Annotated in this window: 17 protein-coding genes; 14 read left to right on the forward strand and 3 right to left on the reverse strand. The window is 49.5% G+C overall.

Translation table 11 applies throughout. The features are described 5' to 3' along the window. Positions 1 to 189: 189 nt before the first annotated feature. Positions 190 to 1,527: an NADP-specific glutamate dehydrogenase gene (gene gdhA, locus HMPREF3050_RS10425; RefSeq protein ID WP_003776652.1), complete on the reverse strand. Its 1,338-nt coding sequence runs from the start codon at positions 1,525 to 1,527 to the stop codon at positions 190 to 192. A 528-nt stretch (positions 1,528 to 2,055) separates the two neighbouring features. Here gdhA and HMPREF3050_RS10430 point away from each other — a divergent pair. Continuing rightward, the gene (locus tag HMPREF3050_RS10430) at positions 2,056 to 2,850 is read left to right on the forward strand and encodes a thymidylate synthase (RefSeq protein WP_009311115.1); all 795 of its coding nucleotides are present in this window, start codon (positions 2,056 to 2,058) and stop codon (positions 2,848 to 2,850) included. A 63-nt stretch (positions 2,851 to 2,913) separates the two neighbouring features. On the opposite strand, the gene lapB is transcribed toward HMPREF3050_RS10430, so the two are convergent. Together lapB and HMPREF3050_RS10440 are read right to left on the reverse strand one after the other, a co-directional pair. Then, positions 2,914 to 4,083, reverse strand: a complete 1,170-nt coding sequence (lapB, locus tag HMPREF3050_RS10435) for a lipopolysaccharide assembly protein LapB (protein WP_003761889.1) — start codon at positions 4,081 to 4,083, stop codon at positions 2,914 to 2,916. A 12-nt stretch (positions 4,084 to 4,095) separates the two neighbouring features. Further along, positions 4,096 to 4,440, reverse strand: coding sequence for a LapA family protein (locus HMPREF3050_RS10440; protein ID WP_070774745.1), 345 nt, complete (start codon positions 4,438 to 4,440; stop codon positions 4,096 to 4,098). Between the two features lie 388 nt (positions 4,441 to 4,828). On the opposite strand from HMPREF3050_RS10440, the gene ilvE reads away from it, so the two are divergent. The 13 genes from ilvE (at position 4,829) to HMPREF3050_RS10505 (ending at position 19,018) form a co-directional block, all read left to right on the forward strand. Continuing rightward, positions 4,829 to 5,827, forward strand: coding sequence for a branched-chain-amino-acid transaminase (gene ilvE / locus HMPREF3050_RS10445; protein WP_003765854.1), 999 nt, complete (start codon positions 4,829 to 4,831; stop codon positions 5,825 to 5,827). Between the two features lie 717 nt (positions 5,828 to 6,544). Continuing rightward, a complete protein-coding gene (locus tag HMPREF3050_RS10450) occupies positions 6,545 to 9,280 on the forward strand; it encodes a right-handed parallel beta-helix repeat-containing protein (RefSeq protein ID WP_070774747.1) in 2,736 nt (911 codons plus the stop codon). A 156-nt stretch (positions 9,281 to 9,436) separates the two neighbouring features. After that, positions 9,437 to 10,744, forward strand: a complete 1,308-nt coding sequence (locus HMPREF3050_RS10455; protein WP_070774749.1) for an RNA polymerase subunit sigma — start codon at positions 9,437 to 9,439, stop codon at positions 10,742 to 10,744. A 126-nt stretch (positions 10,745 to 10,870) separates the two neighbouring features. After that, a complete protein-coding gene (locus HMPREF3050_RS10460) occupies positions 10,871 to 11,545 on the forward strand; it encodes a site-2 protease family protein (protein ID WP_070774750.1) in 675 nt (224 codons plus the stop codon). A 133-nt stretch (positions 11,546 to 11,678) separates the two neighbouring features. Next, entirely contained in the window at positions 11,679 to 12,683 is a 1,005-nt protein-coding gene (gene dusB / locus HMPREF3050_RS10465; protein ID WP_070774751.1) for a tRNA dihydrouridine synthase DusB, read from the forward strand. A 37-nt stretch (positions 12,684 to 12,720) separates the two neighbouring features. Then, the gene (locus HMPREF3050_RS10470; protein ID WP_070774819.1) at positions 12,721 to 13,092 is read left to right on the forward strand and encodes a toxin; all 372 of its coding nucleotides are present in this window, start codon (positions 12,721 to 12,723) and stop codon (positions 13,090 to 13,092) included. 109 nt (positions 13,093 to 13,201) lie between these two features. After that, positions 13,202 to 13,825 (forward strand): LysE family translocator, encoded by a 624-nt coding sequence (locus HMPREF3050_RS10475; protein ID WP_070774753.1) that lies wholly within the window; start codon positions 13,202 to 13,204, stop codon positions 13,823 to 13,825. 179 nt (positions 13,826 to 14,004) lie between these two features. Further along, positions 14,005 to 14,244, forward strand: coding sequence for a Fis family transcriptional regulator (locus tag HMPREF3050_RS10480; RefSeq protein ID WP_003761869.1), 240 nt, complete (start codon positions 14,005 to 14,007; stop codon positions 14,242 to 14,244). Positions 14,245 to 14,275: 31 nt separating this feature from the next. Continuing rightward, positions 14,276 to 15,049 carry a glutamine amidotransferase-related protein gene (locus tag HMPREF3050_RS10485; RefSeq protein ID WP_070774755.1) on the forward strand — a complete coding sequence of 258 codons (774 nt, stop codon included), beginning with the start codon at positions 14,276 to 14,278 and terminating at the stop codon, positions 15,047 to 15,049. A 46-nt stretch (positions 15,050 to 15,095) separates the two neighbouring features. Continuing rightward, positions 15,096 to 15,959, forward strand: coding sequence for a DMT family transporter (locus HMPREF3050_RS10490; protein ID WP_003761865.1), 864 nt, complete (start codon positions 15,096 to 15,098; stop codon positions 15,957 to 15,959). Positions 15,960 to 16,059: 100 nt separating this feature from the next. After that, positions 16,060 to 16,881, forward strand: a complete 822-nt coding sequence (locus tag HMPREF3050_RS10495; protein WP_045072419.1) for a hypothetical protein — start codon at positions 16,060 to 16,062, stop codon at positions 16,879 to 16,881. 55 nt (positions 16,882 to 16,936) lie between these two features. Further along, positions 16,937 to 18,163 carry a chloride channel protein gene (locus HMPREF3050_RS10500; RefSeq protein ID WP_003761861.1) on the forward strand — a complete coding sequence of 409 codons (1,227 nt, stop codon included), beginning with the start codon at positions 16,937 to 16,939 and terminating at the stop codon, positions 18,161 to 18,163. A 375-nt stretch (positions 18,164 to 18,538) separates the two neighbouring features. Then, positions 18,539 to 19,018, forward strand: a complete 480-nt coding sequence (locus HMPREF3050_RS10505; protein ID WP_070774756.1) for a hypothetical protein — start codon at positions 18,539 to 18,541, stop codon at positions 19,016 to 19,018. The last annotated feature ends 5 nt before the right edge of the window (positions 19,019 to 19,023 follow it).

A 19,023-nucleotide genomic window follows, 5' to 3' on the forward strand; every position in this document is an offset into this window, starting at 1 on the left:
TGTCCTGATTTAAATTTAATCCACTATAAAAAACGAGGCAGGTTTGAAATCACACTAAGGTGCGCTTTATTGTGTGCCTGCCTTTGAATCCGCTATAAGCAGTTCCGAACATTAAAAAAGGTCGTCTGAAAACCTTGAATTAAGGTTTTCAGACGACCTTTCCACAGCCTAAAGTCAGGACAATGAGACTTACACAATGCCTTGCGCCAGCATCGCATCGGCGACTTTGACGAAACCGGCGATGTTCGCGCCGTTGACGTAGTTGGTTTTGCCGTTTTCAGTGCCGTATTTCAGGCAGGATTCGTGGATGCTTTGCATGATGTCGAACAAGCGTTGGTCGACTTCTTCGCGGCTCCAAGCCAGACGGACGGCGTTTTGGCTCATTTCCAAGCCTGAAGTTGCCACGCCGCCGGCGTTGGAGGCTTTGCCCGGCGCATACAGGATGCCCGCTTTGACGAACTGATCGACCGCGCCCAAAGTAGAAGGCATGTTCGCACCTTCGGCAACGACGTAGCAGCCGTTTGCCAGCAAGGTTTTGGCGGCCTCTTCGTCCAATTCGTTTTGGGTCGCGCAGGGCAGGGCGACTTCGGCGGCAACGCCCCACGGTTTTTGGTTTTCAAAGTATTTCAAACCTTGCTCTTTGGCATAGGTGGAAACACGTTCGCGGCGGACTTCTTTCAGCTCGATAAGCGCGGCGAGTTGGTCTTCGGTCATGCCGCTGTCGGGGAAGAGGACGAAGCCGTTGGAGTCGGAAACGGTCAGCACTTTCGCGCCCAGCTGGATGGCTTTTTCGGCGGCGTATTGCGCGACGTTGCCGGAGCCGGAAATCAGCACGCGTTTGCCTTCAATCGAGTCGCCGCGTGTTTGCAGCATGGATTGGGCGAAGTACACGGTACCGTAGCCGGTCGCTTCAGGACGGATAAGGCTGCCACCCCATTCGAGGCCTTTGCCGGTCAGGACGGAGGCAAATTCGTTGCGGATTTTTTTGTATTGTCCGAAGAGGAAACCGATTTCGCGGCCGCCTACGCCGATGTCGCCCGCAGGTACGTCGGTGTTCGGGCCGATGTGGCGGTAGAGTTCGTTCATAAAGGCTTGGCAGAAACGCATCACTTCGGCGTCGGATTTGCCTTTGGGATCGAAGTCGGAGCCGCCTTTGCCGCCGCCCATAGGCAGGGTGGTCAAGGCGTTTTTGAATACTTGTTCAAAGGCGAGGAATTTCAATACGCCCAAATCGACGGTCGGGTGGAAACGCAAGCCGCCTTTGTAAGGGCCGATGGCGGAGCTCATTTGAATACGGTAGCCGCGGTTGACTTGGACTTGTCCTTTGTCGTCCACCCAAGTGACGCGGAACATAATGACGCGCTCAGGTTCAACGATGCGTTCAAGCAGGTTTTGTTGGGTGTATTTCGGATTTTTTGCCAAAAACGGGCCCAAGCTCATGAATACTTCTTCAACCGCTTGGTGAAACGGCTCTTGATTGGGGTTACGTTGTTTGAGGTTGGCAAACAAGGCGTTCAAATCGGTCATTTTATGCTCCCTGTGGATTAGATTGGAAAGGATGATGAATTTGTGGAAAGCAATATAAACCTAATTTTTTTGCCTGCCAAGCAGTTTTGATGAAAATTGTTGACATTATTTTTTTGAGAATTTTATTATTTGGTATATATGGCCAATAAAATATAAAAATATTTTTGAAAATTCCATAATTTTAAAATAAATTGGTTATATATTCTAAGTAATTTAACTAGAAATTTGAAACAGGAGAGTGTAAAAAATTCGATTCGGCACAAATTTTCATGTGAAAACGATCAATATTGTCAACAATTTTACGAAAATTACGCTTGGGAAATAGGGTAAGAAAGAAAATAACACCTTAAAAAACGAATTTTGTTTCAGATAGAAAAACGTGTTTCAGGACAATCCATAACGGATAGCAAAGGTTGTCTGAACCCTGTTTCCAGTTTTCAGACGACCTTGATTATGCTGTTAATCGACAAATTGCTATACAATACGCCCCAAATCATCTCCAACAACACACACCCTTAAAGGACACCAATGAAAGCCTACCTCGATTTAATGCGCCACGTTCTCGAAAACGGTACCGATAAATCCGACCGTACCGGTACAGGCACTCGTTCGGTGTTCGGCTATCAAATGCGCTTCGATTTGAGTCAAGGCTTTCCGCTGCTGACCACCAAAAAGCTGCACTTACGCTCGATTATCCATGAGCTGCTTTGGTTTCTCAAAGGCGATACCAACATCAAATATTTGAAAGATAACAATGTTTCCATTTGGGACGAATGGGCGGACGAAAACGGCGACTTGGGGCCTGTGTACGGCTACCAATGGCGTAGTTGGCCTGCACCCGACGGCCGCCATATCGACCAAATTGCCAACGTCGTGGAGCAAATCAAGAAAAACCCTGATTCCCGCCGCCTGATTGTGTCGGCATGGAATCCCGCGCTGGTGGATGAAATGGCATTGCCGCCTTGCCATGCGCTGTTTCAGTTTTACGTTGCCAACGGTAAATTGTCCTGCCAGCTTTACCAACGCAGCGCGGACATTTTCCTCGGCGTACCGTTCAACATTGCCAGTTACGCGCTGTTGACCATGATGATTGCCCAAGTCTGCGGGTTGGAGGCGGGCGAATTTATCCATACTTTGGGCGATGCGCATCTGTACAGCAACCATTTCGAACAGGCAAAACTGCAATTGAGCCGCGACACCCGCACGCTGCCGGTGATGAAAATCAATCCGGAAGTCAAAGACTTGTTTGCATTCAAATTTGAAGATTTCGAGTTGGAAGGTTACGACCCGCATCCGCACATCAAGGCCGCCGTAGCAGTGTAGGATGGAAAATAGCTAAAAGGTCGTCTGAAACTTTTTTCAGACGACCTTTTTTGTTGGTTTGCTTCACACTTCGATTTTATTGGGCGTGAAGGTTTCCCATTTGTTGCAGGCGGGACAGTGCCAGAAGAAGACTTGGGATTTGAAGTGGCAGTTGCGGCAGCGGTACATGACGCTGCGTTGGAGTTGGCGGCCGATGACGGAGCGCATCATGTCGGCGTCGGCTTTCCATGCGGGATTCATGTCGCTGATTTTCAAACCGAGCAGGCGGTATACGCCGTTGAGGTCGGGTTTTTGACGCACGAGGTCAATGGCAAGTTGGGCGGCTTCGCTTTCGCCTTTGAGCAGCAGGGCTTTTTCGTAAATGACGTTGATGAGGTCCAAATCGGGGAAAGTCTGCATGTAGCCGATGAGCCGGTTCAGCCCTTCTTCCTGTTTGCCTTGGGCCGCGTAGGCTTCGTAGAGTTTTTCGCCGACCATGCTCAGGTAGGCATGGTTTTGCTGCTCGATGGCGCCGTATGCCTCGACAGCGGCAGGGAAATTGCCCTGTTTGGTTTCGATGTCGCCCAAAATCATGTTGGCGCGGGCGCATTTTTTGTTGGCATCCAAGGCTTTTTGGACGTTGTAACGGGCGGCGTCAAGATTGGATTTGAACAGCGCGGTTTGGGCAAGTTCGCAATAAAACTGTGCAATTTCAAATTGGTAGGTCTGCTCGTCGTGGCTGAGGAGTTGCGCGGTTTCGATGGCTTTTTCCCAGTCGCGGTCTTGCTGGTAGATGCTGAGCAGGTGCTGACGGGCTTCGCGCGCCATGTTGCCTTCCTGCAAGCCGATGAAGATTTGTTCGGCACGGTCAACCAAGCCTGCGCTTTGGTAGTTTTGCGCGAGTTCGAACAACACCCGCGCGCGTTTTTCGTTGACGGTATCGGGCGAGTCGAGCAGGGCTTGGTGCATATTGATGGCTTTGTCGTTTTCGCCACGCTGACGGTAGAGTTTGCCCAAGGTCAGGTTAAGGTCGTAAGACTGCGGCTGCTGGTCGATGACTTCCGCCAGTTCGCGGGCGGCACGGCCGCTGTTGCGGTCAACCAATGCGTCCAGACTTTTGTAAAAGCCGGCAGGCACGCTTTTCGCCTGTTTCAACACGGTTTTCATGTCGATACGGGCGGCAAACCAGCCCATGGCGAAAAAGACAGGCAAAAGGGTAATGGGCAGGAGGATGACCCACAATTCGTTGTCCATGTGATTCCTTTTTTAAGGCTTGGGCGTTTGTACGGGTTGTTTGGCAGGGACGGTGGTTTGCGGTGCAGGTTGTTGCGGTACGGGGGCGACGAGGTCTTTTTCGCTCAAATGCGCGTGTTTTTTGACTTCGGCACGCAGGCGGTTGTTTTCGCTGCGAAGCGCCAAAAGTCTGCCGAACAGGGCAAACATGCCGAACACGATGCCGATGACAAACGCGCCGAAGAGGACGACAATCAGCGGTAAATCGGCTTTCTGACCGGGCAGGTAGTGGAAGGCGACGCTGTCGGTATTGATGACGGCGAGCAGTAAAAACAATAATAAAATGATGACTTTGATAATGGTGTAAATCAGTTTCATGGATGTCTCCGGCGGTATGCCTGTCGGAAAGTTTTGAAAAGGTCGTCTGAAAATTCGGTAGGGCGGTCGATAGGGATTCCGTTTCCGAATCCGTTTGCCGCAGATGCGGCTTAGTTTAAACGATTTGGATTGTTTCGGATAGGATGTGCGGCAGTTTTCAGACGACCTTGGGCTCCATTATATATATGTAGTACACGGTAGGCATGATTGCAGACAATTCGTATGCGTATCGGAATGGATGGTTTTCCGTATTTCGTTATCAGGCAAGGGCTTGGGCGAAAGCTGTTTGCGAAACAAGTATTCGGACTTGTCAAAACCATCCGTACAGGCGTATCTTTCAACTTTTAATATCTAAACAGAACCAAACAGAATAAGAAAGGCAATCACCATGAGCAGACCCGTACCCGCCGTGTTCGGCAGCGTCTTCCACGCCCAAATGCCCGTTATCGCCCACAAGGACGGCAAATGGCAGCCGACCGAATGGCAAACTTCCTCAGACCTCACCCTCGCACCCGGCGCACACGCCCTGCATTACGGCAGCGAATGCTTTGAAGGTTTAAAAGCCTTCCGTCAGGCAAACGGCAAAATCGTCTTGTTCCGTCCGACGGCAAACATCGCCCGTATGCAGCAAAGCGCAGACATTTTGCACCTGCCGCGACCCGAAACCGAAGCCTATCTGAATGCACTGATCGAATTGGTCAAACGCGCCGCCGATGAAATTCCCGATGCGCCTGCCGCGCTGTATCTGCGCCCGACGCTCATCGGTACCGACCCGGTTATCGGCAAAGCCGGTTCGCCGTCCGAAACTGCGCTGCTCTATATCCTCGCGTCTCCGGTCGGCGACTATTTCAAAGCCGGTTCGCCCGTGAAAATTTTGGTTGAAACCGAACACATCCGCTGCGCACCGCACATGGGCCGCGTCAAATGCGGCGGCAACTACGCCTCCGCCATGCCTTGGGTACTGAAGGCAAAAGCTGAACATGGTGCAAATCAAGTCCTGTTCTGTCCGAACGGCGACGTACAGGAAACCGGCGCGTCCAACTTTATCCTGATTAAAGGCAACGAAATCATCACCAAACCGTTGACCGACGAATTCCTCCACGGCGTAACCCGTGATTCTGTGCTGACCGTCGCCAAAGACTTGGGCTACACCGTCAGCGAACGCAACTTCACCGTGGACGAACTCAAAGCCGCAGTCGAAGAGGGCGCGGAAGCAATTCTGACCGGCACTGCCGCCGTCATCTCGCCCGTAACCTCTTTTGTCATCGACGGCAAAGAAATCGAAGTGAAGAGCCAAGAACGCGGCTACGCTTTGCGTAAAGCCTTGACCGACATCCAATACGGTTTGGCGGAAGACAAACATGGCTGGTTGGTTGAAGTGTGCTGATTTGATTTCGTATTAATAGAACAGATCCAAAGGTCGTCTGAAAGAAAATTTCTTTTCAGACGACCTTTTTATTTTGTAAACAGATTTTGTCGTGCCATTTGTAAAAAAATATCCCGATGTTTGGTGTGTTGTTGTGAAAAACAGTCACTATTTGAACTAAAAAATAAAAAAATTTTTCTATTTTTCAAATAATTAAAAAATTTTAATATTTGCTAAGTTATGAAAATGTAATTATACCAATTCAATATGTTAGAATCATTTCATTACTCGTTTGGTATATTTAGTTGCTGAAAAATGTCGAAAAAAGGGACTTAAATCGACATCGCAGTGAACTAAATAGATACTCTAGAACTCTGATAGACTTAGGTTTTCGTTTTTTAATGTAAAGCAGTGTTTAATATATTAATGTGACATTACAAGATGACTGTTCCAAAGTGAGAACTTTGGAATGACTTTTACAAGATCATGAAAAGTCGTCTGAATGTTATAGGGATATTTAAGTGCGGTTTTATGTTTAAAAGGCGGAAGGATTAAAAAAAGAGCGTCAGGTTTTGAGGTTTTAGAATGAGTAATAATCGTTACAGCTATTTAAATGACGATGGAAATGATTTCAAATCATTCGAACGACATATAAAAATCGCTGAAAAAGGGTAGGAAAGCATTGCTTTCGTTGCCTCAGACGCAAGTCTGCGGCTTTTAAACTAGGGAAAATATATTATGTCAACTAAAACCACGTACTCTTTCTTCAATCTCGGACAAACAAGAGTTCACACTAAAAGTCAAACTTCTCAATCTAATCATGCAGTAGCCGCAAGCCAAGATCATGCCGGCCATGCTCCTTCTGCATTGAACAAATTGATTTACGACCATTCTTTTGGCGGTCTGAATCTGGCAGCAGCCCTCCCTAAACAATTGAGGGGACAGGATAAAATTTTTGGTCTGCAACATACGCCCTCTGCCGATACTGCCGCAGTCAATACTTCAAAAAATACCAAACCGGCGCCGGTTGCCGACCGCAGTAAATTAACCAGCAAAGAAATGGCCATCATGTCTCAGGTTCTCCGTGCTGATGTTGTTGCACGCAAACAGGCAGAAGCTCAAGCAGCCAAAGAGCAGGTTATGGCAAAATACCAAGCTGCCAGACAGGCAGCTGTTGCCGCCGCCGCTGCAAGACATGCAGAAGCTATGGAAAAGGCAAAAGCCGCTGCTGCAGTACGTCAAGCCGAAGCCTTGGAAAAAGCCAAAGCAGCATCGGCAGCAAGACAGGCTGAAGCGTTAGAAAAATCAAAAGCCGCGCATGCAGCGAAACAAGCGGAAATTGCCGCTAAAACCAAAGCAATCCTGGCTGAAAAACAGGCTGCCGAGAAAGCGCAACATACTGAAAATGATGTTGCACACCATCATCAAACCAACGGTAAAGCGGCACATTCAGCACCAGCGGTAACGGTTGCCCACAAACATGAAGACAATCAGGCTGGTGACAATAAAGAAACGGCTCGACACAATACTTCAAAATCCAATGAAGCCCATACTGCCAGACAGGCCGAACATCAAGCCAATCATCAAGATGAAGTAAAAGAAGGGGAGGTTTCCAACTACACCGTTCATCAATCGAAAGAATTTGGCAGATACATCGACGTCAATGATTTTGGCGCAGATCCGACCGGGAAAAAAGACAGCTTGGCAGCCATCAAAGCGGCATTGACTGCGGCACACAAAGAAAAAGCCATGCTGTTTATGGACGGTACTTACTATATTTCCGATCAAATTGTCATCAATGGCAATAATTCAGGTGTCAAAGGTATTTTTGGTTCGGGCATGGGTAAAACGCTGATCACCTTTGATAAAGCGCAGGTCGGTGTGTTCAACCCCAATACCAATCACGATGATATTCGCGCATTTGCTGGTATTTTGGTGGATGGACAAAGCCATAAAACGATTGCGAATCTTTCTGTTAAATATACCAATCCGGACTTTTACCGGAAGGGCTTGAGCTACTTCGGAAAAGTCAGCGGCATTTTGGTCAACGATGCCGACCATACTTTAATCAGCAAAGTCGAAGTATCCGGAGTCAACCGTGCCGGTGTGATGTTTACATCGACTGATGCATTGGTTCGGGAAGCAGGTAAGAGCCAAACTTACAAAGCACGCGTCCAAAGCGGTGAGATTAACGAACAATATGACCATCTGCCTTTGGGTGAGAACAACCGTATTGTCGACTCCTATCTGCACCACAACCGTGTTGCCGGCGCGATGGTCGGATATCAAAAGAACTTTGTCGGTGAAGGCAATAGATTGGAGTGGAACGGCCACGAAGCTGATGGCGGTACAGGTTATGGCATGACTGCCATGGCAGGCAGCTACAACTACGGCATTACTTTCCGCAACAATACGACCGACCATAACTACCGTAAAGGTTTGGATGTGCATGATGGCACTGGTATCGTTATCGAAAACAACGTCTTAAACGGCGACCGTCTGTATGGTATCGCTGCCTACAACCGCCAATTTTCCATGGATAACGTGAAAATTAAAGACAACGTTATTACGCAAGACCCGAATTTCCGTCTTTATATGGACGATGATTTAGGTAGGTATTACCACATGTATTCCGGCATCCAAGTGCAAACCAATACCCAATTGCGCGATTTGCATACGGCGGATAAAGGTTATTACGACATCAGCGGCAATACCATTAAAAATTTGGCAGTGTACCAAAACCACATCCAAACTTATGGCATCGAATTCCGTAACCATGAAAACAAAATGGATTACACGCTGAATATTACCGACAATAAAATCGACGGTGAGTCCACCAAATACCTGATGGCAGTGATTAACAACACATATGATCATGTCAGCAAACACGACGGTATCGGTACGGGCACCATCAATATCAGCGACAATACTGCCAATATCGGAAAAATTGCACCGGGAGCCGTGCCGTTCTATTTTGAAGAACACCGCTCGGATGTCCCCCTGCATGGTTCGATAACGTTAAACAACAACAATATTACCGTTCGCGAAGAGTCGGCCGGTTATCGTGAATTCGCCTATATGCGTACCAATGCCAAAGAGTACAACGTGACCAACAATACGTTGTCCCTCCACGGCAAACTGAACGATGCCATTGTGGATGTCAACAGTACCGGTGACGGCGTAGGAAAAGCCACGTTGAATGTTGCCAACAATACCCTGCATACCGACATCAAAGGCAAACTGTATGCGACTTGGTTGAAGCATGAGGCAGATGTCGATACCTTTGCCGGCAGCAATACCCATAATGGCGACCAATTGAAAGATGTGAATACAACCGGTAAGGACATTGCGCTTTCCGATGTATTGGGTCATGTGCATAACAAAGTTGAAGCAATCCACGATACTGTTTATGCCAACCACCCGAAATATCCGACCATGATTGATGATCAGACTTACCATAACGGCATTTTGTAATGGTGTTTAAAAGGTCGTCTGAAACGGTAAATTGCCGTTTCAGACGACCTTTCAGCGTTTTTAGAAACCGAACAATACAATGATGTTGTCACATTAAATTATTTGTGTTAAAAGTCATTTACATTCCCATTGGATTGTTTTTTTAAGGAACAGTAAATGAAAAAGACGTTTTGTCTAGTATTGGCGGCGGCATTTGGTTTGAGCGCATGCAGCAGCCTTGAAAACAAATCTGCCCATGAAATGATGGCAATTTCCCTTGATCGCGTCTATACGGATGATTACAGCTATAACATTGATAGCGAAGTGAAGTTTCATACTTCTACTGCCGAAGCAGGGGTGGCGCCGGAAAGCGAGAAGAAAGCCCGTTTGGAAGAAACAAAGAAGGATCAAGCCGAACTTGACAAACAAGTCAAAGAATTGAACGAAGACGGAATCGAGCTTTCGGAAGAAGATCAGACCAAGCTGAAAGAAGCCTTGCTGGACACCGATAATGATAAATGGTTCCCTGAAATGATCGATAAGTGGCAAGAATATCCGGTTGTCGGACGTTATTTGGAAGGTGTGCGTTTGAAATCGCATATAGCCATTGACCTGCCTGCCAAAAAAGCCGAATGGATTCCCGCTATTTCCATTAACCATCGCAATGAGCAATTGAATATCCAATCTCCCATGCTGATTGATGGTGAAAATCTCAGTCTGACTATTGACCAGCCATTGCTCAGTTCGATGATTATGAGCATCTTTACGAGCGAAGAGATCCGTAAGCGTTTGGCTGAAGAGCAACCAATAAGTATCCAGCTCAAAGATGAAGAGATGGTAAAAGGCATTCCTTTGCGTCATGCAGCAAAGGCGGTATTCAAAGCCTATATTGAAGCCAGCAAAGCTGCTCCTGCTGAGGCATACCGCCTTGAAAATATGGATGAATTCGGTAAGCAAAACAAAGCAAAATACCGCATCCATTACACCCATAAAGACGAATATGACCCGCTCTTTATCAACGCTTTCGCTAAAGAATTCAAAAAAGAATTTGATGCTCTGAAGAAAAAACCGGAGGAAGGCTCTACGGCTGAAGGCTATGAGAAAGTTGAAAAATTCTTTGGCGAGTTTATAGACAGTACAAAAGAGAAAGGCATTTCAATGCACTCCGGCTTTGAAAAGATGGTCGGTATGCCTCTCTATTATGACTACTATCTGAATGGAAAAGGCAGATTGTTGGCAACGCGTATTTACACGCAGGTCAACAGCAAAAGCAACACTCAGGCGTTGAACATCGTTATGGAGAGTATTTACCACAATTACGGCAAACCCGTATTCAAGTTTAAGCCTGCAAGCGAAAAAGTCATCGACATAAAAGAGTTGACAGTACCTATCATATCTAGATTATTGTTGCCATCGGGTTATGACCCAGAGGCAGAAACTGATTCCGAAGAAAATACTGAAGAACATTCAGCAACTGAAGAATAATCATCTGCCGACAGGCCGCCGAGATTCTCGAGCGGCCTGCTTATTGCAAATTTGACAGTGTTTACCTACGATGCGCCCTTGGTGCATTTCGTCTGAGTTTTTCAGACGACCTTTTTAAGGAAAACTATGTTTGGAAACTTTGATTTCAGTTATGTGCTGCTTGCTATCCCACCGGTGATGCTTTCTTTGGTCATGCGTGAGATTGCACGCGGTTATGTTGCATATCGCTGTGGCGACCCCACCGCATTACAATTCGGACGGTTGACATTAAATCCGATGGCGCATATCGATTTGATAGGAACAATCATCGTACCTGCGTTGAGCCTGGCGTTAACACCGTTTGTTTACGGCTGGGTACGCCCCATACCGATTAATGCCCGCAATTTTAAGAATGTGCGCAGCGCGCGGAGATGGATTGCCGTTGCCGGTCCGGTAACCAATCTGATTCTGGTGTATTTCTGGGCGATGCTCTCGTTTTTAGGTGGCGCTGTCCCTGAGGCGTATGTTGACCCATTAACGATCATGACCCAGTTTGGTATGACAATCAATATAGTTTTGATCGTCATTAACCTGCTTCCGATTTTGCCGCTCGATGGTGGCGTCATTCTTGACTCTTTCCTCAATGCAAAATGGTCTATGAAGTTTCGTCAAATCGAACCTTATGGAACATGGATTGTTTTGGCTTTGCTTCTTACGGGCGCGTTGTCGGGTTTGATTAACTTATTTTCTCTGATGATAGGGAGTTCAGTCTCTATCTTTACCGCATTGATTTTGGCAGGTATAGCCGACTTAGTAAAATAGCAAGGTAAATGGAAAACAAAGGTCGTCTGAACTTTTTCAGACGACCTTTTTTCCTATCCGTCAAAGTAAATCCCATTGGAAACCCTGCTTAAAAATTGTACAATGGCAGCCCTTTCCATACGGCGGTTTGACCATGCGCATCGGCGGCTACATTATCGACAATCCCATTGCACTCGCCCCGATGGCGGGCATTACGGACAAACCGTTCCGCCGACTTTGCCGAGATTTTGGCGCAGGTTGGGCGGTGTGCGAAATGCTGACCAGCGACCCGACGCTTAGAAATACCAGAAAGACCCTGCGCCGCAGCGATTTTGCCGATGAGGGCGGCATCGTTGCCGTCCAGATTGCCGGCAGTGATCCGCAGCAGATGGCGGATGCCGCGCGTTACAACGTCAGCCTCGGGGCGCAGGTTATCGACATCAACATGGGCTGTCCCGCCAAAAAAGTCTGCAATGTTCAAGCCGGCAGCGCGCTGATGCAAAACGAGCCGCTGGTTGCCGCCATTCTCGAAGCCGTCGTCCGCGCGGTGGACGTTCCCGTTACCCTCAAAACCCGTTTGGGCTGGCACGACGACCACAAAAACCTGCCTGCCATCGCCCGCATCGCCGAAGATTGCGGCATCGCCGCCCTTGCCGTCCACGGACGCACACGCACGCAAATGTACAAAGGCGAAGCGGCTTATGATCTGATTGCCGAGACCAAAGGTCGTCTGAAAATCCCCGTCTGGGTCAACGGCGACATCACTTCGCCGCAAAAAGCCGCCGCCGTCCTCAAACAAACCGCCGCCGACGGCATCATGATAGGGCGCGGCGCACAAGGCAGGCCGTGGCTCTTCCGCGATTTGAAACATTATGCCGAACACGGCGTTTTGCCGCCTGCCTTGAGCTTGGCAGAATGCAACGACACCATTTTGAACCACATCCGCGCCATGCACGCGTTTTATGGCGAAGTCGCCGGCGTGCGCATCGCCCGCAAACACATAGGCTGGTACATCGACGAAATGCCCGACGGCGAGCAGACACGCCGGGACATCAACCGCTTGGACAGCGCAGCGGCACAATACGATACCCTTGCCGCCTATCTTGAGACGCTTTCAGAGAAAACCGACCGCTGGGTGTGTGCATATCGTGAAGGGTAGGGGTGTTTCAGACGACCTGTTTATTTTGGGAATTAATATGAAATTGACCCCACGTCTCAAACGCTTCGGTATAGCCGCGCTGTTGCTGACAGGATTCGGCATTTACGCTTATGACTACAATCTGATAGCTTGTAAATTAATGGATCGCTCTTGGAATGAAGACAAGGGCAGGTGCATGAATCCCGATTGCCGTCAACATGATGCGTGTATGTTGAGTGCGTTTAAGAGTAAAGCAACATGCGAAACCATCCGCCCCGGTGACAGTTTGGACAAGGCTTGGTATGTACTGGGCGAACCTTGGTATGAGAAAAACGGGCGTTTCTTTTGGGATGATAAATATGGAGGTCATGTAGCAGAAATCGAACCGGACGGAGAAAAGGTTGGCAAGATTACCTGCTTGGGGGAGTAGGTTGCGTGGACTGTAATCCGGCATGGTGAAGGCTTGATGGTTAATCTTCATTCTTAAAGGCTGATGTGCCTTTCTACAGCCAACCTCCTTTAATACAAAAGGCTTCAGTATGACTTTTTGGCATGGCTTTTGGATTATCACCGGCGTACATTTTTTGGCGTGCATGTCGCCCGGTCCCGATTTTGTACTCGTTTCGCAGCAGGCGTTGAGCCGGGGGCGGGCTGCCGGAATGTTGACCGCGCTGGGCATTGCGTTGGGTTTCGGTATCCACATTATTTATTCCGTACTCGGTTTGGTTACGCTGGTGGCTCAGTCCGCTCCGCTTCTAACTGCGGTCAAAATCGTCGGCGGCCTGTATCTGCTGTATATCGGCTATAAAGGTTTGCGCGCGAAAGCCGCGGGTGGGACGGTCGAAATCCGTAAGGACCATTTGGCGGACGAACCGACATGGAAAACGATATGGCGCGGGGTGTTGTGCAATGTGCTGAACCCGAAGGCGGTCGTGTATATGCTGTCGCTGTTTACCGTCGTATTGTCGCCGGATACGCCGATGTGGCAGATGGGGGTTTACGGCGTATGGATGGCGCTGATGCTGTTCGTTTGGTTCAGCCTTGTCGCGCTGATGTTGTCCGCCCCTGCCGTGAGCAAACGTTTTCAGCGTTTCGGTCATTGGATAGACCGATTTTGCGGCGGGGCGTTGGCTTTGCTGGGGATTAAGGTTATCAGCGGGTAGCTTGGGTTGTCGGGCCAACAGAATGATTCTTATCCGGGAATGGCGGCAATATCGGGTCGTCTGAAAACACAATTTCATCGAAATAAAAAACAATCTATTTAATTCAAACTCAACAAACGTCGTCTGAACCCCGTTTCAGACGACCTGTCATCTTTAAAAACAACGAAGGAGGATATGTTATGAAACAACCCATCCCCGATATTGCGCAATGCGTTGAACAGAATTTGCAACAGTATTTCAAAGACTTGAACGGTACGGAGCCTTGCGGCGTGTACGATATGGTGTTGCACCAAGTGGAAAAGCCGATGCTTGCGTGCGTGATGGAACAATGTGGCGGCAATCAGTCCAAAGCAGCGGTGATTTTGGGATTGAACCGCAATACGCTGCGTAAGAAACTGTTGCAGCACGGTTTGCTGTAAATATCGGTCTTGTTGCAAAGGGAGAAAACTGATGAAGCAGGAACTTCGCCATGACGGCGGTACGCGGGGAAAAATGCTGAACGTCCATTTCATCCTGCACGAGGATTTTGAAGTGCCGGGCGCGTATTGGGATTGGGCGCGGTCGCGCGGGCATCGTACGGCGTCGACTAAGGTTTATGAGTCGGAAGCGTTGCCCGAAAATGCGGACGGTATCGATTTTCTGATTGTCATGGGCGGGCCGCAGTCGCCCGATGAAGACAGGCAGGCTTTTCCGTATTACGACCCTGAAGCCGAGCTGCGCCTGATGCGTCAGGCGGTGTCGGCGGACAAGTACATTGTCGGCGTGTGCTTGGGCGCGCAGCTTTTGTCCGTCGCCTACGGCGCACGGCACGGGCGCAGCCCGCACCGCGAAATCGGCGTGTATCCGGTCGAGTTGACGCAGGAAGGTTTGAACGACCCGCATACCGCCTTGCTGGGCGCGTCTTTCCTTGCGGGGCATTGGCACGGGGATATGCCCGGACTGACGGATGAGGCGGCAGTATTGGCGGTGAGCAAAGGCTGTCCGCGCCAGATTGTCCGCTTCTCTCCCAAGCATTATGCGTTTCAGGCGCATTTGGAATTCGACCGCGCCGCCGTCGGTCTCTTGATTGCCGCCGACGGGCGTGAAAACTTGGCGGCGCAAAGCAGGACGCAGGCTTATGTGCAGCATCCTGATGAAATCGAGCGTTTCGATTTTACGCAGATGAACGCGAAACTCTTTGCCTTTTTGGATTCGCTGACCGAATCGGGGCAGGGTGGGGCGTGATGTCCCGCCTTTCATCAGTGCATCCTTTTATCCGACGACTTGAGCCATGATTTACCAAATACTCTCCTTATTGATTTGGGGCAGCTCGTTTATCGCCGCCAAATATACTTACGAGATGCTTGATGCCGCGCTGATGGTCGAGGCGCGGCTGTTGATTGCCGCGTTGATGGTGCTGCCTTCCTGTTACCGCCATTTCGGCAAGATTCCGCGCCGCGAGTGGAAGCCTTTGTTGTGTATTGCCTTTATCAACTACGTCGTGGTGTTGCTGCTTCAGTTTATCGGCTTGAAATACACGTCCGCCGCCAGCGCGATTACCATGGTCGGGCTGGAACCCTTGTTAGTAGTGTTTGTCGGTCATTTCGTTTTTAACGATAAAGCCAAGATTTACCACTGGATTTGCGGGGCGGCGGCGTTTGCCGGCATCGGGATGATGGTGCTGGGCGGTGCGGAAGAGGGCGGCGCGGTCGATTGGTTCGGCTGTTTGCTGATTCTGCTTGCCGGATTCGGTTTCGCCGGCGTGATACGGCCGAGTCAGCAGATGATTGCCCGCATCGGCGCGCCTGCATTTACTTCTGCTTCCATGGCTGCGGCGGCGGTGTTGTGCCTGCCGTTTTCGCTGGTGTTGGCTCAGAGCTATGAAGTCCACTGGTCGTGGGGCGGCGTGCTGTCGGTTTTGTATTTGGGGGTGGGATGCAGTTGGCTTGCCTATCTCTTATGGAACAAGGGCATGAACAAAGTTCCTGCCAATGTCTCCGGCCTCTTGATTTCGCTCGAACCCGTCGTCGGCGTCATCATGGCGGTATGGATTCTGGGCGAACATTTGTCCGCCGTGTCCGCTTTGGGCGTGTTCATCGTCATCGCCGCGACGTTTGTCGCAGGATGGCTGTCGAACAGAGGAAAGAATGCGTAAGGGGTCGTCTGAAAACGTCTAAATCAGGTTTTCAGACGACCTGAGAAGGTACGCGAGTATCTTGTTTTAATGTGGTTTTAAAAATATCAGGAGATTTTCGATGAAATATATGATTGCCCTGTTGCTTGCCGCTAGCCCCGTTTTGGCATCGGCTGCGCCCAATAACGACAAAGCTGCCGTCCAAGCAGCTATTGCCCAGTATTACAACCGACCGCTTGCGGCGCACAACTGTCAGCTTACTGAGCCGCCGAAAGACAGTGAGACAGCATCTGACAATATTATGTATTGTATGAAACCCGTTGCCGACCATAGCGTAACGCGCAACGGTAAAGCCACGCGCTATGTGTTGTACACGGGTTTTGCCTACGATATGAAGCTCAAAGTCAAACGGGACGCGCATGCTTCTTCGGGTCTGGCGGAATTGTTTGTTTTGGAAAAAACAGACGGAAAGTGGGCAATCAAACAACATGGAAGCGATGAAATCGGCGCATGGGGGGATGTGCCGGAGAATAAGGATTGGCGGTTTGTCCAAATGGGTGAGCAAAACTGGGGCTACACTGTCGAATCAGGCTATACGGGTCAGGGCGAAACGACGACCGGAGAAAATTTCCTGTTTACTGATAACAGCAACCGTGTCCGTAACAGCTTCATTAGCAACGGTAGAGATAATGGCGCACATTATGGCAATTGTGATGAATACAAAGGGCGGGAAAAACGCGATTGTGAAAACAGCTATGCCAGCATCGATGCGAAAATTACCTTGGACAAAAGCCGTCCTTCAGTCTCAGGCGTTTGGGCATTAAGCGCAACGGTGCAGGGGGTGGATGGCAAAAAACGTTATAAAAATCAGAAATATGCGATTCCTTACAACGGCAAGACACACGTTGCGCCGAAAAGCTATCCGCTCAATATTAAATATTGAGGCCGTTTGATTTTTTAACGAAACCGCCGAACCCTGTCTCAAAAACAAAATCCCCATGAAACATACGCACAAACTTTGGATAGCCCTCATCCTTACCGGCATCGTCGGTGGCATGGTCGGCATTGCCTTGACGGAGCTTATGCACTTTATCCAGCACACGGCTTACAGTTACGGCACGGGCGGCGGGCATGTTTCCTTTCGGGAAGGCGTGGTTCAAACATCGTCTGAACGCCGCATCCTCGTATTGATTTTGTGCGGCGTCGCGGTAGGGTTCGGCTGGTGGTCGCTCAAACGTTTCGGCAGGCCGCAAATCGAAATCAAGGCAGCCTTGAAGCAGCCCTTGCAGGGGCTGCCGTTTTTCACCACCGTTTCCCATGCGCTGCTGCAAATCATTACCGTCGGACTCGGTTCCCCGCTCGGACGCGAAGTTGCCCCGCGTGAAATGACCGCCGCGTTTGCATCCGTCGGCGGCAGGCGTTTGGGTCTGGGCGAAGACGACACGCGCCTGCTGCTCGCCTGCGCGTCAGGTGCAGGTTTGGCGGCGGTCTATAACGTCCCGCTCGCCTCCACGCTCTTCATCCTCGAAGCCATGTTGGGCATTTGGACGCAACAGGCAGTAGTCGCCGCATTGCTGACTTCCGTCACCGCCACCGCCGTCGCCCGCATCGGCTTGGGCGACGTGCAGCAATACCATCCCGTCTATCTCGATGTGAACATCCCGCTGCTGTGGTTTGCCGCCGCCATCGGCCCCGTTTTGGGCGCAACGGCGGTATGGTTTCAGCGCAGTGCCAAAAAATTTCCCTTCCTCAAGCGCAACGACCCGAAAATCATTCCTTTGGCGATTGCATTATTCGCCCTTATCGGCATCGTTTCCGTTTGGTTTCCCGAAATACTGGGCAACGGCAAGGCGGGCAACCAGCTTACGTTCGGCGGCATGACCGACTGGCGGTACAGCTTGGAAATGACCGCCGTCAAATGGTTCGTCGTCCTGCTCGCACTCGCCGCAGGCGCATACGGCGGGCTGATTACCCCGTCCATGATGCTCGGCAGCACCATCGCCTTCGCCGCCGCAGCCGCGTGGAACACCTTCTTTCCCGCCATGTCGTCTGAAAGTGCCGCCGTCATCGGCGCGGCGGCATTTCTCGGCGTTTCCCTCAAAATGCCCCTGACCGCCATAGTCTTCATCCTCGAACTCACCTACGCCCCCGCCGCCCTGCTGATGCCTTTGTGCATCACGATGGCGGGCGCAGTGGCAACGGCAAGGAAAATGGGGTTTGAATAAGCAGGGCAGGGAAAAGGGTCGTCTGAAAACCGTCGGCGCGGGTTTTGTCCGAGCTGTCAGCCGCAGGACGGGTGTATCTGAATCGTTAGCCTTATGTAGGCAATAATGACGGAAGGGAACGGCAGAAAGGTCGTCTGAAAATCAATTCAGACGACCTTTTTTCTAGAAAAATTGTCAACAATATTTCCAGAAAACTGCTGCCAAAAACCCGAAACTAGGGGATAATACCGCCCTGAAAATTCATCCCATAATGTTTTGCCAAGATTGAAAACGTATTCTGTCAAACTGACCGCCAGTGTCTTCAAACTTGTATAAGGCAGTTGGAAAACTAAGAAAGTAGCTTATTCACTCCCGATTTTATAGAAAGAAACTGTTATGCAAAAAAAACACCTGATTTTTCTTCTTGCTGCCTTTGCTGCTGCGCCTGTGTTGGCAAAACCTGTTGTTGTTCAAGAAGCGCAACTACTCGGTAAATGGCAGTGCGTTGCCAATGATAAAACTCCGATGACGTTTACTTTTGGCAGTGGGCAAAAAGTAAGCGTGATTGTGGATATGAATTTTCCTTCACCTGATGATGAAACCTTAGTTTATCGGAATTTTGCAGATGGTACTTGGACGTTGGACGGAGGAAAAATTGGTTTGAATATTAAAATCACCGATGTTCAAAGACAACATAGTACAGCTAAAATTCGCACCATTCTGTGGCGTAAAGTGGATAAGGAAATGTTTACCCAGATGAGAAACGACATTGGTAAATCAGATAAATCGCAAATGCAGGTTAAAAAAATCGGGAATGACAGCCTAAGCGTCCGTATGAAAGGCGATAGACAAGATATTGCTTGCCGCAAGGTATAAATTTA

The organism is Neisseria sp. HMSC065D04 (genome assembly GCF_001815675.1).
Taxonomy (GTDB): domain Bacteria; phylum Pseudomonadota; class Gammaproteobacteria; order Burkholderiales; family Neisseriaceae; genus Neisseria.